At 74.0% G+C, this 7,821-nt stretch carries 8 protein-coding genes; 1 reads left to right on the plus strand and 7 read right to left on the minus strand.

Annotated features, from left to right (window positions below; all coding sequences use genetic code 11):
* Positions 1-1,283, minus strand: a 1,283-nt coding sequence (locus tag DZG00_RS09945) for a chromosome segregation SMC family protein (protein WP_147359965.1), incomplete at its 3' end; no start/stop codon positions are given.
* Between the two features lie 158 nt (positions 1,284-1,441).
* On the opposite strand from DZG00_RS09945, the gene DZG00_RS09950 reads away from it, so the two are divergent.
* The gene (locus DZG00_RS09950; RefSeq protein WP_119382065.1) at positions 1,442-2,560 is read left to right on the plus strand and encodes a GNAT family N-acetyltransferase; all 1,119 of its coding nucleotides are present in this window, start codon (positions 1,442-1,444) and stop codon (positions 2,558-2,560) included.
* Between the two features lie 9 nt (positions 2,561-2,569).
* Here DZG00_RS09950 and mutM read toward each other — a convergent pair whose 3' ends face one another.
* The 6 genes from mutM to DZG00_RS09980 are packed head-to-tail and all read right to left on the minus strand — an operon-like array spanning position 2,570 to position 7,755.
* The gene (mutM, locus tag DZG00_RS09955; RefSeq protein WP_119382064.1) at positions 2,570-3,505 is read right to left on the minus strand and encodes a bifunctional DNA-formamidopyrimidine glycosylase/DNA-(apurinic or apyrimidinic site) lyase; all 936 of its coding nucleotides are present in this window, start codon (positions 3,503-3,505) and stop codon (positions 2,570-2,572) included.
* Between the two features lie 6 nt (positions 3,506-3,511).
* On the minus strand, positions 3,512-4,228 hold the full coding sequence (rnc, locus tag DZG00_RS09960; RefSeq protein ID WP_119382063.1) for a ribonuclease III: 717 nt from the start codon (positions 4,226-4,228) through the stop codon (positions 3,512-3,514).
* A gap of 25 nt (positions 4,229-4,253) precedes the next feature.
* Positions 4,254-4,457, minus strand: a complete 204-nt coding sequence (gene rpmF / locus DZG00_RS09965; RefSeq protein WP_012298174.1) for a 50S ribosomal protein L32 — start codon at positions 4,455-4,457, stop codon at positions 4,254-4,256.
* A 2-nt stretch (positions 4,458-4,459) separates the two neighbouring features.
* Positions 4,460-5,032, minus strand: coding sequence for a YceD family protein (locus DZG00_RS09970; RefSeq protein WP_086514667.1), 573 nt, complete (start codon positions 5,030-5,032; stop codon positions 4,460-4,462).
* Positions 5,033-5,051: 19 nt separating this feature from the next.
* Positions 5,052-5,543, minus strand: a complete 492-nt coding sequence (gene coaD, locus DZG00_RS09975) for a pantetheine-phosphate adenylyltransferase (RefSeq protein ID WP_119382062.1) — start codon at positions 5,541-5,543, stop codon at positions 5,052-5,054.
* Positions 5,544-5,568: 25 nt separating this feature from the next.
* On the minus strand, positions 5,569-7,755 hold the full coding sequence (locus DZG00_RS09980; protein WP_119455583.1) for an ATP-dependent DNA helicase RecG: 2,187 nt from the start codon (positions 7,753-7,755) through the stop codon (positions 5,569-5,571).
* Positions 7,756-7,821: the final 66 nt, after the last annotated feature.

Consider the following 7,821-nt stretch of genomic DNA (forward strand, 5'->3'; position numbering starts at 1 on the left):
CGCTCGGCCTCGGCGGCGGCCAGCCGGGCGCGAGCCGCGTCGAGCGCGTTCTGCTGCCGGAGGACCTCGCCGCGGACGGCGGCGAGCCGGGATCCCGCCGTCTCCGCGCGGCCCGTGAGGCCCGCGATCTCCAGGTCGTGGCGGGAGACGAGCGCGCTCTGCGCCTGGATCTCCTCGTCGAGCGCGTCGAGCGCCTGCCGGGCCGCTGCGGTCACCTGCCGCGCGGACGCCCAGCCCGCCTCGGCCTCGGCGATCAGGGCCACCAGCCGCGCCGCCTCGTCGCGCGACTCCTGCACCTGGGCGGGGCTCGTGCCCGCCGCGGTATCGGGCGCGTCGTCTGCGGATCCGAGGAGGGCCAGCCGCTGCTGCGCGAGCGAGAGCAGGTTGCGGAGCCGCTCCTGCACCTGCTCGAGGGCGAACGCCGTGCGGCGGGCGCCGTCGACCTCGTCGCCCTCCTGCTCCTCCACGATGCGCTCGGACCGGATCACGGCGCGGTCGAGCTTCTCCTGCAGCACCATCCGCTCGGTCGTGCGCTCCTCCTCGGTGCGCGAGTGCTCCGCGAGCGCGCGCCGGAGGGTCACGACCTCGTCGGCCACGAGGCGCGCGCGGGCGTCGCGGACGACGGCGGCGACGGTCTGCGCCTGTCGCGCGACCTCCGCCTGGCGCCCGAGCGGCTTGAGCTGTCGCCGGATCTCCCCCGCGAGGTCGTTGAGGCGCGTCAGGTTCGCCTGCATGCCCTCGAGCTTGCGGAGGGTGCGCTCCTTGCGGCGCCGGTGCTTGAGGATCCCCGCGGCCTCCTCGATGAAGCCGCGCCGCTCCTCGGGGGTCGCGCGCAGGACGTTGTCGAGCCGGCCCTGGCCGACGATGACGTGCATCTCGCGGCCGAGCCCCGAGTCGCTCAGCAGCTCCTGCACGTCGAGCAGGCGGCACGAGGTGCCGTTGATCGCGTACTCGCTGCCGCCGTTGCGGAACAGCGTGCGGCGGATCGCGACCTCGGTGTAGTCGATGGGCAGCGCGCCGTCGGCGTTGTCGATCGTGAGCGTGACCTCCGCGCGGCCCAGCGGCCCGCGCGTCGAGGTGCCGGCGAAGATGACGTCCTCCATCTTCCCGCCGCGGAGGGTCTTGGCGCCCTGCTCGCCCATGACCCAGGCGAGGGCGTCGACGACGTTCGACTTGCCGGATCCGTTCGGCCCGACGACGCAGGTCACCCCGGTCTCGAACTGGAACGTGGTCGGCTGCGCGAACGACTTGAACCCCTTGAGGGTCAGGCTCTTCAGGTGCACGCCCGTCGCCCTCCTCGCGTGATGGTCCAGATCACGATACCGGAACGGCGGGCGGCTCCCGGGAGCCGCGCGCGTGCGGCTGATCGCGGGCGGGCGCCGCTAGCGTGGTCGGGCGCGACGCCCTCCTCCGGCCGTCCGCGCCGACGAGGGAGCCGACCATGCCGCACGACGCCGACGACCGCAGCTCCGCCGTCGAGGAGGTGCGACCGCCGATCGCGCCCGGCGCACCCGGGTGGGACGACTTCGTCGCCCTGACCGACGTCGTCAACTGCGCGCAGTCGCACGACCTCGGGCACGACGCGTTCGTCTGGCTCCCGCAGGAGCTCATCGCCGACTACGCCGACGTCGCCCACGTGCGGAAGCGGCTCTTCGCCGCCCGCGTCGAGGGCCGGATCGTCGGCCGCGGTCTCCTCACCACCTGGCTCAACGACCCCGCGACCTCCGACGTCGCGGTCTCGGTGCTGCCCGAGCACCGACGCGGCGGGATCGGGCGGGCCCTGCGGGAGTGCGTCGAGCGGATCGCCCTCGACGAGGGCTGCCGCACCCTCACTGGTTTCACGATGCACCCCGCCGAGGCGAACGGGATCCCGATCCCCTCGCCGACCGGCATCGGCGCGGTCGGGGCGGACGACCCGTCGTCGCGCTTCGCCGTGGACGCCGGCTACCGCCTCGGCCAGACCGCGCGGACCAGCGCGCTCGACACCGTCGCCGCGGCCCCGACGCTCGCCGCCCACCTCGAGTCCGCGCGCCGCGCCGCCGGGGACGAGTACCGCGTCATCTCCTGGGTGGACGCCGCGCCCGACCGCCTGCTCGACGACCTCGCCGTGCTGCACACGCGCATGTCGACGGACACCCCGCAGGGCGACCTGCCGCAGGCCGAGGACCCATGGGACGCCGACCGGATCCGCGAGGCCGAGGCGCGCCGCGCATCCGCGGGCCGCACGGGCCTCACCACCGCGGTGGAGCACGTGGCGACGGGTCGGCTCGTCGGCTTCACCGAGATCGCCGTCTCCCCCAGCGGCCGCCGCTCCGACGGCCACGCGTACACGTACCAGCAGGACACGCTCGTGCTCGCGGAGCACCGCGGCCACCGCCTCGGCATGCTCCTCAAGGTCGAGAACCTGCGGTTGCTCGCGCGGGAGGCGCCCGAGGCCGACCGCGTCGTCACCTGGAACGCGGACGAGAACCGGCCGATGCTCCGGGTGAACGAGGCGCTCGGCTTCCGGCACGTCGGCACGAGCGGGAGCTGGCTGCGGGAGCTCGGCCGGGCGCGCTGACCGTCCGTCTCAGGCGACCGCGGCGTCCGGATCCGGCAGCGCCTGGCAGCGCGGGCACAGGTGCGAGCCGCGGTTCATGAAGGCCTCGCGCACGATCGGCGTACCGCAGCGCGGGCACGGCTTGCCCTGCCGCCCGTAGGCGTTGAGCGAGTGCGAGAAGTAGCCGGACGCGCCGTTGACGTTGACGTACTGCGCGTCGAAGCTCGTGCCCCCCTCGGCCAGCGCCCGCGCGAGCACGGTGCGCACCTCGGCGAGGAGCCGGAGCGCACGACCGCGGCCGAGGGCGTCGGTGGGGTGGGCGTAGTGGATCCGCGCGGCCCAGAGCGCCTCGTCGGCGTAGATGTTGCCGATGCCGCTCACGAGCGTCTGGTCGAGGAGGGCGCGCTTGATCCCCGTGCGCCGCCGGGCGAGGCGGCCGAGCAGCTCCTCGTCGTCGAAGGCCGTGTCGAGGGGATCCCGTGCGATGTGGGCGACCTGCGTCGGCACGAGCGCCGCGTCGGAACCGCGGCCGCCCGCGTGCCCGTCGGGCGTGGCGACGAGGCGGTCGACGGCCATCGACCCGAAGATCCGCTGGTCGACGAAGGCGACCACGAGCTCGCCGTGCACCGGGTGCTCGATGCCCATGCGGATCCGCAGCAGCCCGTCCGGGTCGGATCCGGGCTCGCGGAGGAGCACCTGCCCGCTCATGCCGAGGTGCGTGACGAGGGCGCGGGGGCCGGCGCCGTCGCGCCCGGCGTCGGGCTCGAGCGGCAGCCACAGGAACTTGCCGCGGCGGACGGCCGACGTGATCACGCGGCCGACGAGCAGGTCGACGAACGCGCCCTCGAGCGGGTCGTGCCGCTTGAGCGACCGCGCGTCGAGGATCTCGACGCCCGTGATGCGCGCGCCGGCGACCGCGGGCTCGAGGCCGGCGCGGACGACCTCGACCTCGGGGAGCTCGGGCACCGCGGGTCAGGCCGTGGTGCGCGCCTCGAGGCGCGTCCACGCCTCGAGCGCGGCCGTCATCTCGGCCTGCTTCTTGCTGGAACCCTCGCCCGTGGTGCGGACGGCCCCGCCCACCGTGACGACGGCGTGGAAGCGCTTGCTGTGGTCGGGTCCGCTGTCGCTCACGTCGTAGACGGGCGCAGGGAGGCTCTGGCGCGCGGCGCTCTCCTGGAGCGCGGTCTTCGGGTCCATGGCGGCGCCGAAGCGGGCGGGGTCCTCGAGGAGCGGGGCGATGAGGCGCAGCACGAGGCCCGTCGCGGCCTCTCCCCCGGCGTCGAGGTAGCAGGCGCCGATGATGGCCTCGACGGTGTCCGCGAGGATCGACGACTTGGCGCGACCGCCCGTGAGCTCCTCGCCGCGGCCGAGCAGCAGGTGCTCGCCCAGCCCGATGCGGGTGGCGACCTCCGCGAGGGCGACGCTCGAGACGAGGCTGGCGCGCCGCTTGGCGAGCTCGCCCTCGTCGAGGTCGGGGTTCTCGAGGTAGAGCATGACCGTGACGGCCTGCCCGAGGATGGAGTCGCCGAGGAACTCGAGGCGCTCGTTGTGCGGGATGCCGCCGTGCTCGTACGCGTACGAGCGGTGCGTGAGCGCGAGCTCGAGGAGCTCGGGGCTCACGTCCACGGCGAGGAGGCGCCGGAGCGCGTCGCGGTCGCCGTGGACGCGGGATCCCTGGGTGTCGGTCATTTCCGACGTACCGTGCGGGTCGCGACTAGACGTCGGCGACCTTGCGGCCCTTGTACTCCATGTACAGCGGCGTGCCGGCGGCGTCCTCGATCACGCGCGCGCGGTGCGGCATGGAGTAGACGACCTTGCCGTTCTCGATGGTCTTGACGAGCGTGGGAGCCTCGGCCTTCCACTGCGAGCGACGCGCGCGCGTGTTGGATCGGGACATCTTTCTCTTGGGAACAGCCATGGCTAACTCTCATCTCTCTGCGTTTCGGTGTCGGCGTCTTCACGCGCCGCACCGCTATCTTCGGAAGCTCGGAAGCCGGACAGGGCTGCCCAGCGCTGATCGATCACGGGCTCCGGGTCGGAGTCCGCCAGGACCAGGCTGATGCCGGGACCCAGATCGAGATCGAGGTCCTCGCCCGGCACTTCGGGCTGGAACGGCAGTGAAAGGACCACCGCATCCCGGATGACCGGCTCCAGGTCCACGTGCTCGTCCTGGACCTGGTAGTCGAAAGCTTCATCAAGAGAGTACGCGAACATCTCCGCGAAATCGACCTGGACACGCTCCTGCATGTCGGCGAGGGTGCGCGCGGACTGCCCGTCGGCCACCGTGTCGACCTCGCCGGTGGCCAGGATCCCGTCGTGCAGGGACTCGAGGCGCACGGTCACGTGCATCTCGCGACCGGCGGGGACGGCGATGAGGCCCTCCCCCATGCGCTCGGGGGTGACGATGGTCAGGTCGAGCTCGCGCATCTCCCCGGGGCGGTGCACGATGTCGTGGACGTGGACCGTGAATGGGGTCTTCTGGAACCTGGACACCCGTAGATCCTACGGGGCGTCAGCGGGCGCGCCGGACGGCCAGCGCCTCCGCGACGGCCGCCGGCACGTACGGGGCGACGTCGCCGCCGAGCGCCTCGACCTGGCGCACGAGCGAGCTGGAGACGTGCGCGTGCGCGGGATCCGGCAGCAGCAGCACGGTCTCGACGTCGGCGAGGTCGCGGTTGACGAGCGCCATGGGCGTCTCGTACGTCACGTCGAGCTGCGAGCGGACGCCCTTGACGAGCACGGTCGCGCCGATCCCGCGGCAGTAGTCGACGAGGAGGCCGGCGCCCCAGGAGTCGACGCGGACGGATCCGGGGAGGCCGGCGTCGCGGATGACGCGCTCGATGAGACGGACGCGCTCCTCGAGCGGCAGCATGGGCGTCTTGCCGGGGTTGTGCACCACGAGCACGACGAGCTCGTCGTAGAGCCGGGCGGCGCGGCGGATCACGTCGAGGTGCCCGAGGGTGACGGGGTCGAACGATCCGGGGACGACGGCGATCCGCTGCATCCCGCCAGCCTAGGGCGACGGTCGGTCAGTTCTTGTCGAGGAAGGCGCGCTCCTCGTCGTCGAGCCGACGGGCCAGCGCGCGGGCGAGGGCGGGATGGCCCGCGAGATCCGGCGACGCCTCGAGCACGTCGTGTGCGTGCTCGCGCGCGGACTCGATGAGGTCGCCGTCCTGCGCGACCCGCAGCAGGCGCAGCGAGGAGCGACCGCCCGACTGGTTCGTGCCGAGGACGTTGCCCTCGCGACGGAGCTCGAGGTCGACGCGCGCCAGCTCGAAGCCGTCGAGGGTCGCGGCCACCGCGTCGACCCGCTCGCGCGCGACGGTCTCGGGCTCGGCATGGGTGACCATGAGGCAGAGGCCGGGCACGCCGCCGCGGCCCACGCGGCCGCGCAGCTGGTGCAGCTGGGAGACGCCGAAGCGGTCGGCGTCGAGGATCACCATCGTCGACGCGTTCGGCACGTCGACCCCGACCTCGATGACGGTGGTGGCGACGATGAGGTCGATGTCGCCCGCGGAGAACGCGCGCATGACGCGGTCCTTCTCCTCCCCCGACATGCGGCCGTGCAGCACGGCGCGGCGGACGGACCCGAGGCGCGGGTGGGCGGCGAGGAGCGCGTCCACCTCGGTGACGGTGGCGAGCGCGGGTCGGGTCGGGGCGTCGCCCTCGCCCTCGGCGGCGGCGTCCTCGTCCTCCGCGTCGGGATCCTGCGGGTCGATGGCCGGGCACACCACGAACGCCTGCCGCCCCTTCTGGATCTCCTCCGCGGTGCGCTCCCACACCCGCTCGATCCAGCCCGGGTGCTCGTGCAGCGGGACGACGAAGGACTCGATGGGCTGGCGCCCGCTCGGCAGCTCGGCGATGGTCGACACGTCGAGGTCGCCGAACACCGTCATCGCGACCGTGCGCGGGATGGGCGTGGCCGTGAGGACGAGGACGTGCGGCGGCGTGCCGCCCTTCCGCCGGAGCGCCTCGCGCTGGTCCACCCCGAAGCGGTGCTGCTCGTCGACCACCACCAGACCGAGGTCGAGGAACTCCACGCGGTCGCCGAGCAGCGCGTGCGTGCCGACCACGATGCGGGCCTGGCCGCTCACGATGCGCAGCAGCGCGCGCTTGCGTTCGGCGGTCGACAGCTGCCCGGTGAGCAGCGTCGGCATGAGCTCGGCCGCGAGGTCGGGGCCGAGCGAGGCCGTGAGCGAGCGGAGGTGCTGGCTCGCGAGCACCTCGGTGGGCGCGAGGAGCGCGGACTGGCCGCCCGAGTCGGCGACCGCGAGCATCGCCCGGAGCGCGACGAGCGTCTTGCCGGAGCCGACCTCGCCCTGCACGAGGCGGTTCATGGGCCAGGTGCGCGCCATGTCCGTCGCGATCTCCTCGCCGACGAGCCGCTGGTCGCCCGTGAGCTCGAAGGGCAGCTGCGCGTCGAGCCGGTCGAGGTGGCCGCCGGTCGACGGGATCCGCGGGGTGGCCGGGAGCGCGCGCGCCGCCTGCCGCCGCTGGAGCAGCGCGGTCTGCAGCACGAAGGCCTCCTGGAAGCGGAGCGCGTCGCGGCCGCGACGCCAGTCGACGTCCTTCTCCGGGCGGTGCACGCCCTCGAGGGCCTCGCGGTACGGGAGGAGGCCGCGCTCGGCGCGCACGTCCGCGGGGACAGGATCCTCCAGGTCGTCGACCGCGTCGAGCGCCAGCTCCACGGACTTGGCGACCTGCCAGCTCGCCATCGACGCGGTGGCCGGGTAGATGGGGATGGGCATCTCGGCCCAGCGGCGGGCGGCCGCGTCGGGCTCGCCGCCGGAGAGCGCGGGGCCCTCGTGCGCGTCGAAGAGCTCGTAGTCGGGGTGGGCGAGCTGGAGCGCGCCGCGGTAGTCGCTGACCTTGCCCGCGAAGATCCCGCGGACGCCCGGCACGAGGTCCTTGGCGCGCCACGCCTGGTTGAAGAAGGTGAGGGTGAGGAAGCCGCGGCCGTCGGTGATCCGCACCTCGAGGATGCTGCCGCGCCGGGCGCGCATGGGGCGCTCGCGCACCTCCCGGACCTCGGCGACGATCGTGGCCTGCTGGTCGACGGGCAGCTCGGCGAGGGCCGTGAGCTCGCCGCGGCGGGCGTAGCGGCGCGGGAGGTGCTCGAGGAGGTCCGCGACCGTGCGCAGTCCGAAGGCCTTCTGCAGGACGCCGGCGGTGCGGCCGCCCACGACGCCCGCGAGCGCGGCGTCGGATCCGGTCATCCCCCGAGTGTACGAGGGGCGTCCGACGCCGGCGGCGCAGGGCGCGGCCCGGCGGGCGGTGCGCCC

Origin of the sequence: Clavibacter lycopersici (genome assembly GCF_003576405.1) — a bacterium.
Taxonomy (GTDB): Bacteria; Actinomycetota; Actinomycetes; order Actinomycetales; family Microbacteriaceae; genus Clavibacter; species Clavibacter lycopersici.